This window comes from Croceicoccus esteveae (assembly GCF_031846435.1).
Lineage (GTDB): Bacteria > Pseudomonadota > Alphaproteobacteria > Sphingomonadales > Sphingomonadaceae > Croceicoccus > Croceicoccus esteveae.
The window spans coordinates 117,572-135,268 of sequence record NZ_JAVRHS010000005.1; the positions used below are offsets into that span (position 1 = coordinate 117,572).

Annotated in this window: 19 protein-coding genes; 12 read left to right on the plus strand and 7 right to left on the minus strand. The window is 62.0% G+C overall.

Going from position 1 to position 17,697, the window contains the following annotated elements:
* Nucleotides 1–98: 98 nt before the first annotated feature.
* Together hisC and RM533_RS08070 are read left to right on the plus strand one after the other, a co-directional pair.
* Nucleotides 99–1,283 carry a histidinol-phosphate transaminase gene (hisC, locus tag RM533_RS08065; RefSeq protein ID WP_311340808.1) on the plus strand — a complete coding sequence of 395 codons (1,185 nt, stop codon included), beginning with the start codon at nt 99–101 and terminating at the stop codon, nt 1,281–1,283.
* Entirely contained in the window at nt 1,280–2,203 is a 924-nt protein-coding gene (locus tag RM533_RS08070; RefSeq protein ID WP_311340714.1) for a prephenate/arogenate dehydrogenase family protein, read from the plus strand. Before hisC ends, RM533_RS08070 begins: the two co-directional genes overlap by 4 nt.
* Here the strand turns inward: RM533_RS08070 and RM533_RS08075 are convergent.
* Together RM533_RS08075 and RM533_RS08080 are read right to left on the minus strand one after the other, a co-directional pair.
* Nucleotides 2,191–2,889 carry a lysophospholipid acyltransferase family protein gene (locus RM533_RS08075; protein ID WP_311340715.1) on the minus strand — a complete coding sequence of 233 codons (699 nt, stop codon included), beginning with the start codon at nt 2,887–2,889 and terminating at the stop codon, nt 2,191–2,193. The two genes, RM533_RS08070 and RM533_RS08075, sit on opposite strands and share 13 nt — an antisense overlap.
* 60 nt (nt 2,890–2,949) lie before the next feature.
* Complete coding sequence (locus RM533_RS08080; RefSeq protein ID WP_311340716.1) at nt 2,950–3,480, minus strand: YdcF family protein; 531 nt, start codon at nt 3,478–3,480, stop codon at nt 2,950–2,952.
* Nucleotides 3,481–3,663: 183 nt separating this feature from the next.
* On the opposite strand from RM533_RS08080, the gene RM533_RS08085 reads away from it, so the two are divergent.
* From RM533_RS08085 to RM533_RS08095, 3 genes are all read left to right on the plus strand, one after another.
* Nucleotides 3,664–4,530, plus strand: a complete 867-nt coding sequence (locus tag RM533_RS08085) for a hypothetical protein (RefSeq protein ID WP_311340717.1) — start codon at nt 3,664–3,666, stop codon at nt 4,528–4,530.
* Nucleotides 4,527–5,513, plus strand: coding sequence for an LLM class flavin-dependent oxidoreductase (locus RM533_RS08090; protein WP_311340718.1), 987 nt, complete (start codon nt 4,527–4,529; stop codon nt 5,511–5,513). Before RM533_RS08085 ends, RM533_RS08090 begins: the two co-directional genes overlap by 4 nt.
* Before the next feature lie 101 nt (nt 5,514–5,614).
* Nucleotides 5,615–6,838: an NAD(P)/FAD-dependent oxidoreductase gene (locus tag RM533_RS08095; protein WP_311340809.1), complete on the plus strand. Its 1,224-nt coding sequence runs from the start codon at nt 5,615–5,617 to the stop codon at nt 6,836–6,838.
* A 30-nt stretch (nt 6,839–6,868) separates the two neighbouring features.
* Here RM533_RS08095 and RM533_RS08100 read toward each other — a convergent pair whose 3' ends face one another.
* Nucleotides 6,869–7,627 carry an alpha/beta hydrolase gene (locus RM533_RS08100; RefSeq protein WP_311340719.1) on the minus strand — a complete coding sequence of 253 codons (759 nt, stop codon included), beginning with the start codon at nt 7,625–7,627 and terminating at the stop codon, nt 6,869–6,871.
* A 215-nt stretch (nt 7,628–7,842) separates the two neighbouring features.
* Between RM533_RS08100 and RM533_RS08105 the strand changes: the two genes are divergently transcribed.
* From RM533_RS08105 to RM533_RS08115, 3 genes are all read left to right on the plus strand, one after another.
* Entirely contained in the window at nt 7,843–8,685 is an 843-nt protein-coding gene (locus RM533_RS08105) for a sterol desaturase family protein (RefSeq protein ID WP_311340720.1), read from the plus strand.
* A 30-nt stretch (nt 8,686–8,715) separates the two neighbouring features.
* Nucleotides 8,716–9,876 carry an N-acetyltransferase gene (locus RM533_RS08110; protein WP_311340721.1) on the plus strand — a complete coding sequence of 387 codons (1,161 nt, stop codon included), beginning with the start codon at nt 8,716–8,718 and terminating at the stop codon, nt 9,874–9,876.
* Nucleotides 9,877–9,982: 106 nt separating this feature from the next.
* A complete protein-coding gene (locus RM533_RS08115; RefSeq protein WP_311340722.1) occupies nt 9,983–10,420 on the plus strand; it encodes a response regulator in 438 nt (145 codons plus the stop codon).
* Between the two features lie 78 nt (nt 10,421–10,498).
* Here RM533_RS08115 and RM533_RS08120 read toward each other — a convergent pair whose 3' ends face one another.
* The 4 genes from RM533_RS08120 to RM533_RS08135 are packed head-to-tail and all read right to left on the minus strand — an operon-like array spanning nt 10,499 to nt 13,587.
* Nucleotides 10,499–10,960, minus strand: a complete 462-nt coding sequence (locus tag RM533_RS08120; RefSeq protein ID WP_432265049.1) for a (2Fe-2S) ferredoxin domain-containing protein — start codon at nt 10,958–10,960, stop codon at nt 10,499–10,501.
* Nucleotides 10,957–11,385, minus strand: coding sequence for a DUF2497 domain-containing protein (locus tag RM533_RS08125; protein WP_311340723.1), 429 nt, complete (start codon nt 11,383–11,385; stop codon nt 10,957–10,959). The genes RM533_RS08120 and RM533_RS08125 overlap by 4 nt, the downstream gene beginning before the upstream one ends.
* Nucleotides 11,386–11,437: 52 nt before the next feature.
* Nucleotides 11,438–12,895: a TolC family outer membrane protein gene (locus RM533_RS08130; protein ID WP_311340811.1), complete on the minus strand. Its 1,458-nt coding sequence runs from the start codon at nt 12,893–12,895 to the stop codon at nt 11,438–11,440.
* 17 nt (nt 12,896–12,912) lie between these two features.
* Nucleotides 12,913–13,587, minus strand: a complete 675-nt coding sequence (locus RM533_RS08135; protein ID WP_311340724.1) for a protein-L-isoaspartate O-methyltransferase family protein — start codon at nt 13,585–13,587, stop codon at nt 12,913–12,915.
* Between the two features lie 321 nt (nt 13,588–13,908).
* On the opposite strand from RM533_RS08135, the gene RM533_RS08140 reads away from it, so the two are divergent.
* The 4 genes from RM533_RS08140 (at nt 13,909) to RM533_RS08155 (ending at nt 17,694) form a co-directional block, all read left to right on the plus strand.
* A complete protein-coding gene (locus RM533_RS08140) occupies nt 13,909–15,438 on the plus strand; it encodes a fumarate hydratase (RefSeq protein ID WP_311340725.1) in 1,530 nt (509 codons plus the stop codon).
* Nucleotides 15,439–15,469: 31 nt separating this feature from the next.
* On the plus strand, nt 15,470–15,889 hold the full coding sequence (locus tag RM533_RS08145; RefSeq protein ID WP_311340726.1) for a hypothetical protein: 420 nt from the start codon (nt 15,470–15,472) through the stop codon (nt 15,887–15,889).
* A gap of 76 nt (nt 15,890–15,965) precedes the next feature.
* Nucleotides 15,966–16,814, plus strand: coding sequence for a diacylglycerol kinase family protein (locus tag RM533_RS08150; RefSeq protein WP_311340727.1), 849 nt, complete (start codon nt 15,966–15,968; stop codon nt 16,812–16,814).
* A 49-nt stretch (nt 16,815–16,863) separates the two neighbouring features.
* A complete protein-coding gene (locus RM533_RS08155; protein ID WP_311340728.1) occupies nt 16,864–17,694 on the plus strand; it encodes a metallophosphoesterase family protein in 831 nt (276 codons plus the stop codon).
* Nucleotides 17,695–17,697 lie beyond the last annotated feature (3 nt).

Below are 17,697 nucleotides of genomic sequence, written 5' to 3' on the forward strand. Positions count from 1 at the left end.
GGCCGGACAGATGGGCGGGCGGGATCTGGCGTGCAGTTTACCCATGTTTTGTTTGACGCAACCGCAACGCGGCTTAAGGCGCTTAGCCCATGAGTGGCATGGACCTGGAAGCGCACATTGCACCTGAAGCTGGCATGACTCCACAGCCAAAGCCGTGGATAATGGCGATCCATGCCTATGTTCCGGGCAAGTCCGCTGCTGCTGACGGCAGACCGTTGATCAAGCTGTCCGCAAACGAGAACCCGTTGGGCACCAGCCCGGCAGCACTGGCGGCAAGACATGCAGCGCCCTTGCCCGATGTCTACCCTGACCCTGATGCGGGCGCGTTGCGACGCGCCATCGCTGCGCATCATGATCTTGACGCAGACCGCATCGTTTGCGGCACCGGCAGCGATGAATTGCTCAATCTTGCCGCGCAGGGCTTTGCCGGCGCCGGTGACGAGGTGCTTTACGTGCGCCATGGATTTGCCGTTTACGACATCGCTGCCCGGCGCTGCGGAGCAACACCCGTGGTCGCGCCCGACCGTGACTATGGCACGGACGTTGATGCCTTGCTTGGCTGCGTGACGCCGCGAACCAAAGTGGTCTTTGTCGCCAATCCCAACAATCCGACCGGCGCCTGGATTGGCGCAAATGACATGCGCCTGCTGCATGCCGGCCTGCCAAGACACGTTCTCCTGGTGATCGATCAGGCTTATGGCGAATATCTTGACGCGCATGATGATGATGGCGGCATGGCGTTGGCTCATGCGCACCCGAACGTGCTGGTCACGCGCACTTTTTCGAAGATTTACGGGCTTGCCGGCGAAAGGATCGGCTGGGCCACCGGCGCTCCGGAGGTCGTCGCGGTGCTCAATCGCATCCGCGGGCCTTTCAACGTGACCTCCGCCGGACAGGCTGCAGCGATCGCAGCGCTTGGTGACACGCAGTTCGTGCGCCGGTCGCGCGATCATAATGCCGTGGAACGCGCGCGCTTTGTGGCCGCGGTGGAAAACCTTGCCGAACAAGGTCTGCGCGCGGTGCCGAGCAAGGGCAATTTCGTGCTGGTGCTGTTCAAAGGGGCTTTGCAGGCAGAGACTGCACTGCAGGCCATTGCCGAAGCAGGCTTTGCCGTGCGGTGGCTCCCTCAACAGGGCCTCCCCCATGCCTTGCGCATTACCATTGGCACAGCGGCGCACATGGATGCCATCATGGCAGTGTTGCGGCACGCGACAGACCAGGCTGCCGGACCGCAGGCCAGATCGCGGGATGCGACGTTGCAACAGGCCGAGGACAGCGCATGAATGATGGCGCTCCGTTCGGCACCATTGCCATTGTCGGATTGGGGCTGATCGGCGGATCCATCGGGCTGGCGGTGCAGCAGGCCCTGCCCGCAGTGCGCCTGACAGGGTTCGACGCCGATCCCGATGTGCGTTGCCGGGCGCAGACACGCACGTTGGTCCACCAGGTCACCGGGACGCTGGAATTGGCAATCCGCGACGCTGATCTGGTTATCCTGTGCGTACCGGTCCGCGCCATGGGCGACATCGCCGCGCAGATGGCGGGCGTGCTGAAGCCTGAGGCGATCATCAGCGATGCAGGCTCTTCAAAGGCGTTTGTCGCCGATGCTATTCGCGCCGCCCTGCCCCACCAGCCGCTGGTGCCCGCACATCCTGTTGCCGGAACCGAACGATCTGGCCCCGAGGCAGGTTTTGCCGGGCTGTTCCGCAATCGCTGGTGCATCATCACACCGCCCGACGGCACTGATCCTGAACATGTCAGCGCCGTATCCGCTCTGTGGCATGCGCTGGGGGCCAGGGTCGAGATCATGGACGCAGCCCACCACGATCTGGTGCTTGCCGTTACCAGCCATGTGCCGCATCTGATCGCCTATACCATCGTCGGCACGGCGTCCGACCTTGAGGAAGTGACCCGCAACGAGGTTATCACCTATTCGGCCGGTGGTTTTCGCGATTTTACCCGGATCGCTGCATCCGATCCCACAATGTGGCGAGATGTGTTCCTGTCCAACAAACATGCCGTGCTCGACATATTGCAGCGGTTTTCAGAGGATCTGACGGCCCTGCAGCGCGCGATCCGGTGGGACGATGGTGACGCGCTGCATGCGCATTTTGCCAAGACCCGCGGGATCCGCCGGTCCATCATCGATGAAGGGCAGGACGACGCCCGGCCCGACTTCGGACGTGCCGATCACTCGGCCTGAGCAGGAGGGTTGAGCGCATTGATCGCGGCATGGACCCGGCGCTCCACCTCATCACGCTCCAGCCCCGCGGGAATGATCTCGCCGAACCGATAGGTGATGGTGCCGCGCCGTTTGGGACTGCCTTGATAAAGATGGCCGCTGTTGACCGCGACCGGCACCACTGGCAGGTTCAGAAGCTTGTAAATGCCTGCAAAGCCGGCGCGCAGTGCAGGCTCGCACCCGGACGGCACGCGCGTTCCTTCGGGGAAGATCGCAAAGCTGCGGCCGGTTGCCTTCATCCTGCGCGCTTCCTTGGCCATGATGCGCAGGCCAGCAGCACCCTGGTCCCGCTCAACCGGGATCATGCCGTAATTGCTGGCGGCGCGGCCCCAGATCGGGATCCGCAGTAGTTCGGCCTTGGCAAACGGGATCGGACTGGCAACCAGCAGCCGCGGCAGTTCGATGGCTTCGAAAAAGCTTTCATGCTTCAGCGCATAGATGACCTGCCCTTGCGAGAGGGCACCCTCCATCGCGATATCGATGCGCAGGATAAAGCGCGCACAGGCGCGGTGAAACGCCGACCAGCCGTAAGCGACCTGCTGCACCCGCTTGTGGCCGAACGGCAGCGCCAGGACGCCGCCCAGCGCAAATATTCCGCTGGCAGGGTAGAAAATGAGCGAGAAGAGCGCGCTGCGCAATGCGTCCATGGGTGTGCAAGCCTTGATATATTGACGACGCCTGTGACCCGGCGAAGAAAGATCGTGTGGTCAAAGCCCCAGCCATTGGACCACGTTGCGGGCGATGAACTTGTGATATTCAAGAAACAGCATGAACATTGTGGGTTCGGTGGACACTGCATCGGTCAGCGTCTCGACTTCGCTGTCCAGCACCTGATCGATGTCGAAGCGCGCGCGCCGCATGTGCCAGTCGCTGGTGATCAGGCGAATCGAGCGGAAATCATGCTCATGCACCCATGCTGCTGCTTCTGCCGCATTGCTGCGGGTATCCACCGCATCATAGCCCAGCGTGATGCAGCATGACAGCAGGCGCTGCGGAATAGCATGTTGTTCAGCCAGTTCGGCCTGCGTCACCTGATCGCCGACGCCCGAGACAAGCAATTGATCGGTCCAGCCGCGATCCAGCGCTTCGATACCGCGTTCGATCCGCCCCTTGCCACCTGTCAGCACCACCGCCGCATCGGTGCGCACCGGGCCCGCCGGCTGAGGCAGGAACAGCGCAAACCAGGCAAAGCCCAGAACCCAGCCGAGCAGCAAGAAGGCAAAGATGCGGCGGAACATGCCCGTTCATCTAGAGACGGAGCAGGTCGGCTGCAATCATGGAGACAAGCTGTCCTGTCGCCAGAGTGCGATCCTGCCTGTCGTCGACTTTCATCTGTCATGATGGTCCAGAGATGCCGATCGGCCGCAGACAGCTACCATGCGGCACCTTTCGATTTGCCCGGGATATCCTAGATAGGGAGCATGAGGCACAAGAAACTTCTTCATGCAGCAGGTGCGCTGATGCTTGCAATGTATGCAGCGCCGACCTTGGCGGATGACGCCGGCACCCGGCTATCCGCCTGCCTCCAGCTTGCCCGTGACGATCCGGCAGCAGCAGTTGCACAGGCAGGTTCTCGCCCGAGCGTGACGGTCAAGAGCGATGAGGCCGATGCGCTGCAGTGTCTTGGCACGGCGCAGGCGGGGCTTGGCATGTGGGCACAGGCACAAGCCTCCTTCATGGCTGCGGCCAAGGCTGCCCTGGCGCAGCCCGACCCCGATGCACGGCGGTTGTTCGCGCTGCAGGCCCAGGCTGGCAACGCCGCGCTGGAAACAGGTGATGCGCAAACAGCGCTCTACCTGTTCAACGCAGCTCTTGCCGCGATGCGCGACGTTGCGATCAGCGGCAATGCGGCAGCAGCACTGCATGTCGATCGGGCACGGGCTCTGGCGGCGCTGTCACGCACCGATCATGCCTTGGCCGCGCTGACGCTGGCGCAGCTGGCCGAACCGCGGGACAGCACTGCCTTCCTGCTGGAGGCAAGCCTTGCCCGGCGAGCAGATGATCTGGCGCGGGCGGCAATTGCCATTGCCCATGCCGATGCAATTACGCCGGGATCGCCCGACATCCTGCTGGAAGGCGGGCTCATTGCCGCTGCTGCCGGCAATGACCGGATTGCAGCGAATGCCTGGCGCAGGATTGTCGAACACGCCCCTGATGCATCTGCTGCGCCATTTGCCCGGACCTATCTTGAGCAATTGCAGGCAGCTCGCTCTGCTTCGCGCTCCGCAGGAAAGCCGGCCAACAATGCACTTGCCGGAGCCGATCCGGATTGGGAGAACCAGAGATGACCGAACTTTCCGTCCTAGATTTTGCCACTATTCCGGAAGGCAGCAGTGCAGGCGAGGCGCTGCATGCAACTGCTGCCCTTGCCAGCCACGCGGAACAGCTTGGCTATCGTCGGTTCTGGATGGCGGAACATCATGCCATGCCGGGCATCGCAAGTTCCGCAGTGTCGGTCTGTCTTGCGCATGTCGGCAATGCGACTTCGACCATTCGCATCGGGTCGGGCGGGATCATGCTGCCCAACCACAACCCGTTCGTCATTGCCGAACAGTTCGGCACGCTCGACGCGCTTTTTCCAGGTCGGGTGGACCTTGGACTTGGCCGGGCTCCCGGGGCGGACCGACGGATCGGACAAGCACTGCGCAAGGACATCCACGGCGCGGCAGAAGCCTTTCCGCAAGATGTTGTTGAACTGCGTGCATTGTTCGCAGGCGATCCGCGATTGACCTTGCAGGCGACACCCGGGGCCGGCGCAGATGTAGAGATGTGGATTCTTGGCAGCAGCCTGTTCGGCGCGCAACTGGCCGCAGCGCTGGGCATGCCATATGCCTTTGCCGCGCATTTTGCGCCTGCTGCCCTTGATGACGCGCTTGCCATCTATCGGGAACGATTTACTCCGTCGGGCCAATGCGCAAAGCCGCATGTGATGGTGGCTGCAAACGCCTTTGCCGCCGAGACAGAGGAAGACGCCTTTTATCACGCGTCATCCATGGACCAGTCGTTTGTTGCCTTGCGCACCGGCACGCCCGGCAAGATGCCGCCACCTGTGCGCGGCTATCGCGAAAGCCTGCCCCCCCAAGCCCGCGCCATGATGGAGGCGACCCGTTCCGTGAGCGCGATCGGCAATCGTGCGCAGGTGCGCCAGTCGCTTGAGACGATCATCAAGCGTACCGGCGCCGACGAGTTGATCCTGTCGGGCTCCAGCTTCGACCCGCGCGACCGGAGCCGTTCGCTGGAGATCATTCAGGATGCTTGTCGGGACCTGTGATCATCGACAGACTGTCCAAGGGGCAAGGGCGAAGACCCGGACGGCTTGCACAGCGCCGGATCTCGCCCTAGCAAACCGGCATGGTCAGGAGTGAAAGTGCAATGGATCACGCAGATGTCATCATCGTCGGCGCCGGACATGGCGGCGCTGCTGCGGCCCTTGCGCTGCGGCAGCAGGGGTTTGCAGGCAGCATCGCCCTGATCGGGCGCGAACAGGAGGCACCATACGAACGCCCGCCCCTGTCCAAGGAATATCTGGCCCGCGAAAAATCATTTGACCGGCTTTATATTCGCCCTCCGTCCTTCTGGCCGGACAAGGATATCGATCTGTTGCTGGGGCGCGAGGTTACTGCGCTCGATCCTGCGGAAAAGCGCGTGACGCTGGGCGATGGCGCCACCATGACCTACAGGCATCTTGTCTGGGCCGCAGGCGGCGATGCCCGCCGGCTTGCCTGCGCAGGCGGGGACCTTGCCGGGGTGCATTCGGTCCGCACCCGCGCGGACGTGGACCGGATGATCCGCGAAATCGACGCCGGCGCAACACGCGCGGTGATCATTGGCGGCGGCTACATCGGGCTGGAGGCGGCAGCGGTCCTGCGCAAACTCGGGCTTGAGGTCGTGCTCCTTGAAATGCTCGATCGCGTGCTTGCCCGCGTGGCCGGTGAAAGCCTGTCGCGGTTCTACGAACAGGAACATCGCGATCATGGCGTCGACATCCGGCTCGAGGTGGCAGTCGATTGCATCGAAGGCGACGGCGAGAAGCTGACCGGTGTGCGGATGTCGGACGGCACCATCGTGCCTGCCGACATGGTGATCGTGGGGATCGGCATCGTGCCGGCCATCGGGCCTCTCATCAGGGCAGGTGCTACTGGCGCAAATGGCGTCGATGTCGACGAGTTTTGCCATACCAGCCTGCCTGACGTCTATGCCATCGGCGATTGCGCGGCACATGCCAACCGGTTTGCCGATGGCGCTGTCATCCGGCTGGAATCCGTGCAGAACGCCAACGACATGGCGGCAATTGTGGCCAAGGCCATCTGCGGAGAGGAGGCCCCTTATTCTGCAACGCCGTGGTTCTGGTCGAACCAGTATGATCTGAAACTGCAGACTGTCGGCCTGTCGATCGACCATGATGACACGGTGGTGCGCGGCGACCCTGCCAACCGCAGCTTCTCCGTCATTTACCTGAAGAACGGGCGCGTTATCGCGCTCGACTGCGTGAATAAGATGAAGGATTACGTGCAGGGCCGCAAGCTGGTTGAACGCGGTGCCGTTATCGCGCCAGCGGTGCTGGCCGACAATGCGGTAATGCTGAAGGAAATGTGATTCCCGCCGGCTGACCGGCGGCAGATGTCGTCACATCCTGTCGATCACCCCCAGCAGAAGCGCGATGTCCGCATCGCGTGAAAGCCGATGATCGCCTTCCTTCACCAGCATGATCTGGACATCGGCCGATGTGAGCGCATCGGCCAGTTGCAGCGATTTCTGCCATGGCACGTCGGTATCCCGCTGCCCGTGCAGCAGGCGAACAGGAGCCGTGACGCAAATCGGCTTGTCCAGCACCTGCTGGCGCTGCCCATCCTGCCAGAAGGCGGCATGAGTAGGCGTGGGTTCAGGTCCGTAGGCATTGTGTTCGTAAACGGTCGTGCCGGCAGCAAGCTGTGCCTTCTGGGCATCGTCATAGCCCCATCGGGTAAAGTCCGGCGCGGGCGCAATCCCGACCAGGCCGGCAACCGCCTGCTGTCCGTGGCGTCGCACGAGTTCAAGCGCCACGAGCAACATCAGCCATCCGCCCATCGAAGATCCGACCAGCAGGACAGGTCCGGCGTCAAGCCGATCGAGGAGGGACACGACCTCGCCGGTCCAGCGCGACAGCGTGCCATCTGCAAAATCACCCTCGCTGCTCCCGCAGCCGGAATAATCCAGCAGCAGGCACGCGCGTTGGCGTTGAGCGCAGTGCTGCATGATCGCGGCCGCTTTTGTGCCGGTCATGTCCGACATGTACCCGGGCAGGAACACGATCAGCGGGCCGGCTCCAGGCAGATGGCGGTAGGCGATCCGCGTCCCGTCGGGCGTGTGGAAGCTTGCAAGCGCAACAGGAAAGGGATCGATCATGATCCGCCTGATAAGGCCTGCGTCCGCTCTGCGCAAACTTCCGGTGCAGCAAACAAGTCGCACCTTCTGGTTCGAACGCGATGATCCATTGATGGTGAGTTGCGGTTCACGACATCGTTGCTACATGTTGCCTCCAATGAGAATCTTTGCGTGCAGGCGGTGTGCAGTACGGGCCGGAACACCCCCCTTTGGCGGAACTGAACAGGATTGACGTGATGGCAAACAACAATGCTGCAGCAGTGCAGCGCGATGAAAGCGCATTGCCGTTCTGGAAACGCTCGCATTACCTTGACCGCATGACCTTCAAGGACCTGGTGTCGGCATATTTCCAGCATTACACCATCGTTGCCTATCTCGCGCTGACGGCGGTCTGCATCGGCATTTTCGCGTTTTTTCCAGCCTCGCTGTTGCAGACGGCCGGCGCCGTGCTGGCCGGTCTGGTGATCTATCCGCTGGCCTGGCATCTGCTCCACCAGTATGTTCTGCACGGACGATGGATGTACAGGTTCAAGGCGCTGTCGCCCACGTGGAAGCGCATCCATTATGACCATCATCAGGACCCCAACCATCTCGAGGTGCTGTTTGGTGCGCTGCACACCACACTGCCTACCATTCTGGTGGCGACAGTGCCGGTCGGCTATCTGATCGGCGGGATCGGCGGGGCGGCCGCTGCCTTTGCCACCGGACTGCTGACCACCTGCTATTACGAGTTCATGCATTGCATCCAGCATCTGGCATTCAAGCCGAAGTGGAAATGGGTGCAGCACATGAAGCAGCGCCATAACGAACATCATTATTTCGATGAAAACGGCAATTTCGGCATCACCAATTACATGTGGGATCGCCTGCTTGGCACCTATTACGTGAAGAAGGATCGGCCGAGGCGTTCACCGACCGTGTTCAACCTTGGCTATGATGAAGAAGTCGCGCAGCGCTGGCCTTGGGTCAAGGAACTGTCGGGCGGGATTGCATCGGGACACCCGCGCCGCCGGGCACTTGGCAAGCAGCCCGGTGGCGCAGCCACGCAGGATAGCGCAGCTTCGTGCCACACTGACTGAGAGGCAGCTTTCGTTACCGGATTTGCTAACATGACGGCTACTGACGCAATCACGATCGTTCCGGTTGCAACGGGCAGACAACGAAAGACCTTTATCGATCTTGCCTATCGTCTGAATGCCGATGACCCCGCCTGGGTTCCACCGCTGCGCTCCGAAGCGGCAGAAACCATTGATCCTGCCAAAAACCCGTTTTTCGAACATGCCGAAGTGCAGTTGTTCCTGGCTTTCCGTGGCGGAAAGCCGGTTGGGCGCATTTCCGCGCATTTTGACAGGCTGGCACTGGCCATGCCCCCCGCACAGGGAATGGGACCGGGCACTGGTAATTGGGGCCTGTTTGAAGCACGCGATGCCAGAGTTGCAGACGCGCTGATCGGAGCTGCCGAAAACTGGCTGCGTGCGCGCGGCATGACGCGGGTGCTGGCCCCGATTTCACTGTCCATCTGGGAAGAACCGGGCCTGCTGACCACCGGGCACGATCATTCGCCAACGGTGATGATGGGCCACCACAATCCGCATTACCAAGGCTGGATAGAGGCGCAGGACTATGCTGCTGCCAAGACGCTGCGCACTTTCGCACTCGACATTCAGCAGGAGTTTCCCAAGCTGATCCGCCGCATAATTGCATCGGGGGAAAACAACGACAAGATCGTCCTGCGCCAGGTAAGCAAGGCGCACTTTGCACATGAAGCCGCGCTGATCGTGGACATCCTGAACGATGCATGGAGCGGGAACTGGGGCTTTGTGCCGATCACGGAACACGAGGTGGCGCATACCGGCCGCAAGCTGAAGCCGCTGGTGCGCGAGGATCTCATCATGATCGCTGAATATGAAGGGGAGCCGGTGGCCTTCATGATGACCTTGCCTGATCTCAACCGGCCGCTGGCCGAGATCGGCGGCCGCCTGCTTCCGTTTGGCTGGATCAAGCTGCTGCGCTGGCTGCGTAAACCTGCCGAGGCCGACATGCGCGTTCCCCTCATGGGTGTCCGCAAGCGCCTCCAGAGCAGCCGCCTTGCCAGTCAGCTCGCCTTCATGATGATCGAGCAGATCCGGCAGGCGGCAGTTACGAATTACCATGGCAAGCGGGCGGAGATCGGCTGGATCCTTGAGGACAATCAGGGGATGAACGCCATTGCCGAAGCCATTGGCGCAAATGTGAACCGCGAATATACGATTTACCAGAAACCGTTATAGTGGAAGCGAGCTGCCCCGGGGGCAGCAGAGCGGCACCGACTGCTGTCGCGAGACTGCAAACGGGTTGACACAGAGGCGGACCGGGGAAGATGGAGGACGTGACGGAATGAAGCAAACGTCGCCCTCGAATGATGCGGATTTTCGGATCGGGCGCGCTTTGGTGGTGGAGGACGATCCCATCCTTGCCATGTTCATCGAAGAAACACTGGCGGATGGTGGAGCTTCGCAGGTCGTGGTGTGCTCCAGCACGGCACAGGCCGTCGAGGCGCTGGAGCATGGCCCCCCTGAACTCGTCATTCTGGATGTGCATCTGGTGGACAGAAATGATGGCTGGGCATTGGCAGAGCTGGTCATCCAGTTGGCGACCGAACGGCCGCGTATCGTGTTTTCCACCGGCGATCCAAATGCCATTCCCGATCACGTCAAGGCCATGGGCACCGTCCTTGCCAAGCCATACTCCCGCGAGATGCTGCTGGAGGCGGCACGCAATAGCCGGCCAACCAGATTGTTCAGCCGCTTGCGCAACGCCATCTTCGACAGCTGATCAACGACGAGCGGCATGGTGCAAGGCAAACATCGAATGCGACAAATGAAGCATTCGCATCCGATTGCCCGCTCCTGCTCAGCCAGAAGCTGATCCGCCGGTTTCGGCAAGAGGCGGCGGATCGGCAGTCAGCCTGTATGCTTCCACCACTTTCCCGCCGATCAGATGTTGCTGTATGATCTGCTCCAGCACCTCGGGCGTGCAGCCCCAGTACCAGATCCCTTCAGGGTAGACGACTGCCAGCGGCCCTGCCTTGCAGACGCGCAGGCAATTGGCTTTGGTGCGCATGACACCGCCCCGGCGGTCAAGGCCCAGCTTGGCGAGGCGCTTCTTAAGATATTTCCAGCTTTCAAGCCCGGCTTCCAAAGTGCAGCACTTGGGTTTCGACTGGTCGGCGCACAGAAAGATGTGTCTTTGCGCCTGCGCCGCGCCTGTGGATACGAAAGCAGCCCGCGCCCGCGACAGCTCCTCGCGTGCCCGCTGGCCCGTATCCTGCCGAACCGGCGCCGCTCTGCCCGGACCATCGGGATCCTGCATCATTCCCGGTCCGTGATGCGGCGCACTTCACGCTCGACGATATGTTCGACGATTGCAGGCAGATTGCTGTCCAGCCAGTCCTTCAGCATCGGACGCAGCATGTCGCGCACCATGTCCTCGATGGTGTTTTTCGCCTCGCGCTGGGCGGAAGTGGGCGCAGCATCGGCCGCCCGCGACAGAGCGGCAAAGGAGTTGCGCATGACCTGTTCCACAGGCTGCGCGATCAGCGGCGCGTCAACGCCGTCGGGATCGCTGAAGGGCTGTTCGCCCGGCATCTGCTCGTGCACTGGAGGAGCTGCGGTGCTTGCCCGGTTCCCGCCCGATCTGCTGCGGGCTTGGGCGAAGGGCATCGCCTGTTCATCCCGCTCGATGACCTGCTTGATGGATTGCAGGATATCCTCGACCGATTGTTCTTCATCATGTCGCACGGGCGGGTCCCTTCATGTCAGCGGTACGATTGGTCCGGCCTTCAAGGCGTGCTCATTGCGCATCAAAGACCGGCTCGTCTGCTATTCTGGCATCCTGCGCTCTTGTATCGACCGTTCGGCTCGATTGCGCGACGGGATCGGGGTCCATGCTCCAATCCCACAGGAAACGGGTGTTTGCTTCATAATTGGCAACCGGATCATACAGCGGACCGACTTCCAGCGCCAGATCCTCTGCTTCGGCCCGGCCCATCGCCGCCAGGAGCGAAAATCCGGCAACATAGGCATTGCGGCGCGCAGTCACCAACTGCACCTGCGCGGTCAGCAATTCGCGCTCCGCATCGAGAATGTCGAGGATCGTGCGGTTTCCAACCGTATTTTCAGCCCGCACGCCTTCAAGGCTGAGGCTGGCGGCATCGACTCCGGTGGTTGTGGCGTCGATCACCTGCAGTGCGGCGATCCACGCTGCGTAAGACGCGCGGACCTGCGCTATCACATCGCGTTCGACCGCCACTGCAAGCTCCAGCGTGGCAGAAGCCCGCGCCTGCGCCTGTCGTTGAAGGGCCGCTGGCCGCCCCCCCTGGAATATTGGGATGCTGAGCCGCGCGCCAGCCTGCGCAGTGGTTTCAGCCTGACTGACGAAATCGGCCTGCCCCCCGCCTAGGGTGCCGAAATAATCATTATACCCGCCGCTGGTATAAAGCTCGACCCGGGGATAGCGGCCCGATCCTGCCACCTTTATGTCATAGCGGGCCGCTTCGCTGCGTTCCTGCGCAGCGATGAGGTCAGGGTTGCTGCGCAGCGCCACGTCTACCGCCTGCTCGGGACTGTCGGGCAGATTGGGCAGCGGCGGCGGTGGTTCCAGGTCCGTCGGTTCCTTGCCGACCAATTGGATATAACGCTCCCGGCTGCTGATCAGGTTGGACTGCGCGGTCAGCAGGTCGCTTTGCGCCAGCGCAAGGCGCGAACCGGACTGCGCGACATCGGTGCGGGTAAGGTCGCCAATTTCGAACCGGTCGCTGGTTGCCTGGAGGTTGACGCCCAGCGCTTCGACATTCTGCCGGCTGAGCCGGACGACCGCGGCATCGCGGATGACATCCATGTAGGCGGCCACGACCTGGCTGAATACACCTGATTCCGTGCCGCGCAGATCGGCCCGTCCGGCCAGCACGCGTTCCTGCGCAGCGCGAATGGAATTCCTGACCGCGCCACCCTGATAGACGGGAACCGCAAGATCAAGCCCTGCGAACAGGCCCCGATCGGGCGCGGTAAAGCTGTTCGTGCTCTGCTTGACGAACTCGGTATAAGTGACGTTCGCGCGCACGTCGGGCAGTGCATCGGCGCGGTTGATCGCGACATTGGCGTCTGCGGCGCGCAGGTCCGCGCGGGCTGTCTCGATCGTGGGGTTCGACTGATAGGCAAGTGCAAGCGCTTCCTGCAAGGTATCGGCACGACCCTCACCAGCCGGCGCCACCAGCGCGGCCGCACAGATCGTCCCGGTCAGCAGCAGCATGCGCTTTGCAGGCACAGTCAAAAACTCCAGCCCTGTTCGCGGGCAAACGACGGCAGAACCGCCATGCCAATTTCGGCAAGAGGCTGAATGGCAATACGGTCGGCAACCCTGACGCCTGTGGCCAGCCGCGTGACACCGCGTTCCACCGTGCCGAGCACGATACGTCCATCCGTTACCAGTTGATCCACCAGCAAGTCGGGCACATGTTCAACCGCACCATCGATCACCACAAGAGTATAGGGAGCATTTGCAGCCCAGCCGGCATCAAGAGGTCCGCTGTGCCAGGCGCCGGCGCTGACCGGGCAGATACGGGCCAATCGCTCATCCGGCTCCACGACATCCAGCGATCCGACCTGCGATGCCAGCATGGCTGCCATATAGCCTGTCCCGCCGCCGATCAGCAGCGCCTTGTCACCCGGCAACGGGCGAGCCTGCTGGAGCAGCGACGCCTGCGCGAGCGGCGAATTCATCGCACGGCCGCCACCAAGCGGGATCTGCCGGTCCATGTAAGCGATCGATCGCAGGCTCTCAGGCAGGAAATCTTCGCGCCGGATGCTGGCCATCGCTTCAAGCACAACCACATCATAGATGCCGGTAGGGCGAAGCTGGCTTTCAATCATGGTCCGGCGCGCACGCGCGAAATCCTGCCCGTGATCATCCTGCGGACGGGCAGGTGGTGAAACTGTCGCCATCGACGGCTCTCTTGCTGTTGTCACGATGGACATGAAAAATCGCCGCTGCCTTAACACACCAGCGCAGTTGCGCAATCACCCGATTGGACAAGCCGGCAGCTGCCAGACAGCCAGAGCACCTGGATCGAGGCGCTTCGGAGTCAAGGCGCAACGGCAGCAGACCCCTACGGGACGAAAGCGACATTACGCGGCGCGCCTGCGTCTGCCAGCCATGCCGCCGCCTTGGCAACTTCGTTTGTAGTGGTTAGAGGCCACGCAATCATTGCAGATGGCCCGCCGGCTTGTCGGACGCAGGCCCAGGCTAGGCAGGATCGCAGAAAAATGACTGACATGGTGGTGATCAAGGACACAGATCTGATCGACAGCGTGGCCGATGCGCTGCAATATATCAGCTATTATCATCCGATGGATTACATCAAGGCGCTCGGCAAGGCGTATGAGGCAGAAGCCAATCCGGCAGCCAAGGACGCCATCGCGCAGATCCTGACCAACAGCCGCATGTGCGCCGAAGGCCACCGGCCGATCTGTCAGGACACCGGCATCGTCAATGTCTTTGTCAGATGGGGTCAGGATTGCCGCCTCGACAGCGGCCGCAGCCTGCAGGACGTGGTCGATGAAGGGGTGCGGCGCGCCTACACTCATGGCGAAAACCGGCTGCGCGCCTCCATTCTTGCCGATCCTGCCTTCACCCGGCGCAATACGCGCGACAACACGCCATGCGTGCTGTCGGTGGAAATGGTGCCGGGCAGCACTGTGGCTGTCGACGTCGCCGCCAAGGGCGGCGGCAGCGAGAACAAGTCCAAGTTCAAGATGATGAACCCGTCGGACAGCATCGTCGACTGGGTGCTCGAGATGATCCCGCAGATGGGCGCCGGCTGGTGCCCGCCCGGCATGCTCGGCATCGGCATCGGCGGCACAGCCGAACATTGCATGAAATTGGCCAAGCAATCCTTGATGGACCCGATCGACATGGGGCAATTGAAACAGCGCGGGCCTCAAACCGACATCGAACGGCTGCGGGTAGAGATCTACGACAAGGTCAATGCGCTGGGCATCGGAGCGCAGGGTCTGGGCGGGCTCTCCACCGTGCTCGACGTGAAGATCCTCGACTGGCCCTGCCATGCCGCGGGCAAGCCGGTCGCCATGATCCCCAATTGCGCGGCAACCCGCCATGCGCATTTCACGCTGGACGGATCGGGACCGAGCTATATCGACCCGCCAAATCTTGATGAATGGCCCGATGTGGGCTGGAAACCGGACAGCGCGGCAAAACGAGTCGATCTCGACACGCTCACCCATGCCGAGGTGCAAAGCTGGCAGGATGGCGACCGGCTGCTGGTGTCGGGACACATGTTGACCGGGCGCGATGCGGCACACAAGCGCATCCGCGACATGCTGGATTGCGGCGAACCGCTGCCCGTCGATTTCAGGGGCCGCGCGATATACTACGTCGGCCCGGTCGATCCGGTGGTGGGCGAGATCGTCGGCCCGGCCGGACCGACCACGGCAACGCGCATGGACGGCTTTACCGACATGATGCTCGACCTTGGCCTGCTCGCGATGATTGGCAAGGCGGAACGCGGCCAGGGCGCAGTCGACGTCATCGCCAGGCACAAGGTCGCCTATCTGATGGCGACGGGGGGCGCTGCCTATCTGGTTTCCCGCGCCATCAAGGAAGCGCGCGTCGTCGGCTTCGAGGATCTGGGCATGGAAGCGATCTACGAATTCAGGGTGGAGGACATGCCGGTGACCGTCGCCGTCGACAGTCGGGGACGCAATGTCCACAAGCTGGCGCCGCTTGTCTGGCGCGAGAAGATCGCCAGGGAGAACCTGCTGCCTGTAAAAGAATGACCGGTTCGGCGCAGCCTGCATCGCTGCGCCGTTGCCGGACGATCGCGAGGAAGCGCCGGGGCGGCGTGAACCCGACGGATCGGTTCGTAAATTCAGCCCCTTTGGACGACCTGCCGCATCCATGATGCGTCTGGCTGGAAAACACTCGCTGCGAATCGGCAACGGCGGCTATCATGGCATGACCATGGCGCTGCTTGTTACCTTCATGCTGGGGATCGCCAATTTCGCGATGCACCGCGCTGTGCTGGAAAGCGGGCACAGATTGCTGGGTCGCATGCCCTGGTTCGTGCATCTGCTGGGCGGCCGCTTCAGCCTGGTGGTGGAGTTCAGCCTGCTGCTTGCAACCATGCTGCTGGTCGCCAGCGGCAGTGCATGGGTTGTGCTGGCGTATCTTGGCTATTCATTGCTCAATGCGCTGGCTGCCTGGCTGATCCTGTCGCAAAAGATCTGATCGCCTCCACGTTTGCCGTTTGCAGCGCACATCGGGCGACGCGGGAACCGCAAGCGGGCTGCATCGCTTTGTGACCATGGCTCATGACAACACACTCTGGCTTGTCATCAACAAGGCCAGTGGCAGTCACGAACAGGCACGCATGGAACTGGTGCTTGGCAGGCTTGGCGAAGCGGGCAGGATGCCTGTGCGAACACTCGACTGCCATGGCGACGACATGCCCGACGTTGCTGCGCTGATCGAAGCGCAGGTGGACACGCTCGCGGTGCATGGCGGCGATGGCACGATCAACAGCGTGACAACCCGGCTGGAAGGCTGGCACGGTCAGGTGCTGGCCCTGCCCGGCGGAACCGCAAACCTGTTGTGCAGCGAATTGTATGGCGATCTTGGCATCGAGACAATTCTCGATCATTTTGCTGCAGGTTCGCTGCAGCGACGGCGCATCGGGGGGGTAGCATGCGATAGCGGCTTTGCGCTTGCTGAAATACTTGCCGGTCCGGGCGCAAAATGGGCCGATGTGCGTGAAGACATGCGCAATCACGATCTTGCCGCGATGGTGAGCAACACGATCGAGGCAGCCAGCCAGAGCATTGCAGGACCGATGGTGCATGTCACCGACCCCAAGCTGGGCCGCGCCGAAGGCTACGCCGCCATCAGGCTTGCACCCGATGCCCACACGATCATGGTAGAAGGCTACGTCGCGGCTACGATCAGCGACTATCTCGCGCAGGGTGCGGCATTGTTGCGCCGCAACTTCCGCGAAGGTCCACACGACGATTTGAACAGCGCGACGCTTGTACAGTGTCGGGCAGACAGCGGTGATACCATCGACCTGATGATCGATGGCGAACAATGCCGGGGCAGCGGCACGATGACTTTCCGGCACCATGTGCTCGACCTTGAGTTTCTGGGCTGCCCTCATTGATGGTGCAGAATTCATCAGGAGGAGGGGACCTGCGTTGCTGCTGTTTCACTTGAGCGATATACATTTCGGACTGGAAGACCGGCGCGCGCTTGACTGGGTAGCTGGCGAGATTGAAGCGCAAAAGCCCGATGCGGTGGCGATTACCGGCGATGTCACCATGCGCGCACGTCACCGTGAATTTGCTGCGGCCTGCGCGTGGATCGGATCGCTCAAAGTCCCCGTGACGGTGGAAGTGGGCAACCATGACATGCCCTATTTCAATCCCGTCGAACGGTTTTTGCACCCGTATCGGCGATTTCGCGCCATTGAAGGATTGCTGGAGCAGGAGTTGAACCTGCCTGCCACGGCTGTCATTCCGCTCAAGACGGCAGCCCGCGCACAATGGCGGCTCGACTGGTCGAAAGGCTGGATCACCCGCCCCGCGCTTGAAAAGACGCTTGCTGCCATTGATCGCCTGCCTGTCGGAACCCGCGCACTGATCACAGCCCACCACCCCCTGGTGGAGGCAGGCACATCGGGCACCGCTCTTACGCACGGAGGAAACAAGGCTTTGCGCGAATTGGCCCGGCGCAATGTGCTCGCGGTTCTGTCAGGACATGTGCACGATGCCTTTGACCTTGTGCATGACACCGACGAGGGTCAGGTTCGCATGATCGGTGCGGGCACCTTGTCCCGGCGCCTGCGCTCCACGCCGCCCAGCTTCAACGAACTGCGCTTCGAAAATGGCGAGCTGCGGGTCAAGGTCCGCAATCTAGAGCATGTCCGCACTGCTGACATGCAGATCGACGATGTGCCGGAAGATGCAATGCCGCCACGCAAACCCGGAGAGCCGGTAGCGCCGGTGGGCTTTGTACCGCCAACCGACCCCCCGGTGCACTGACAC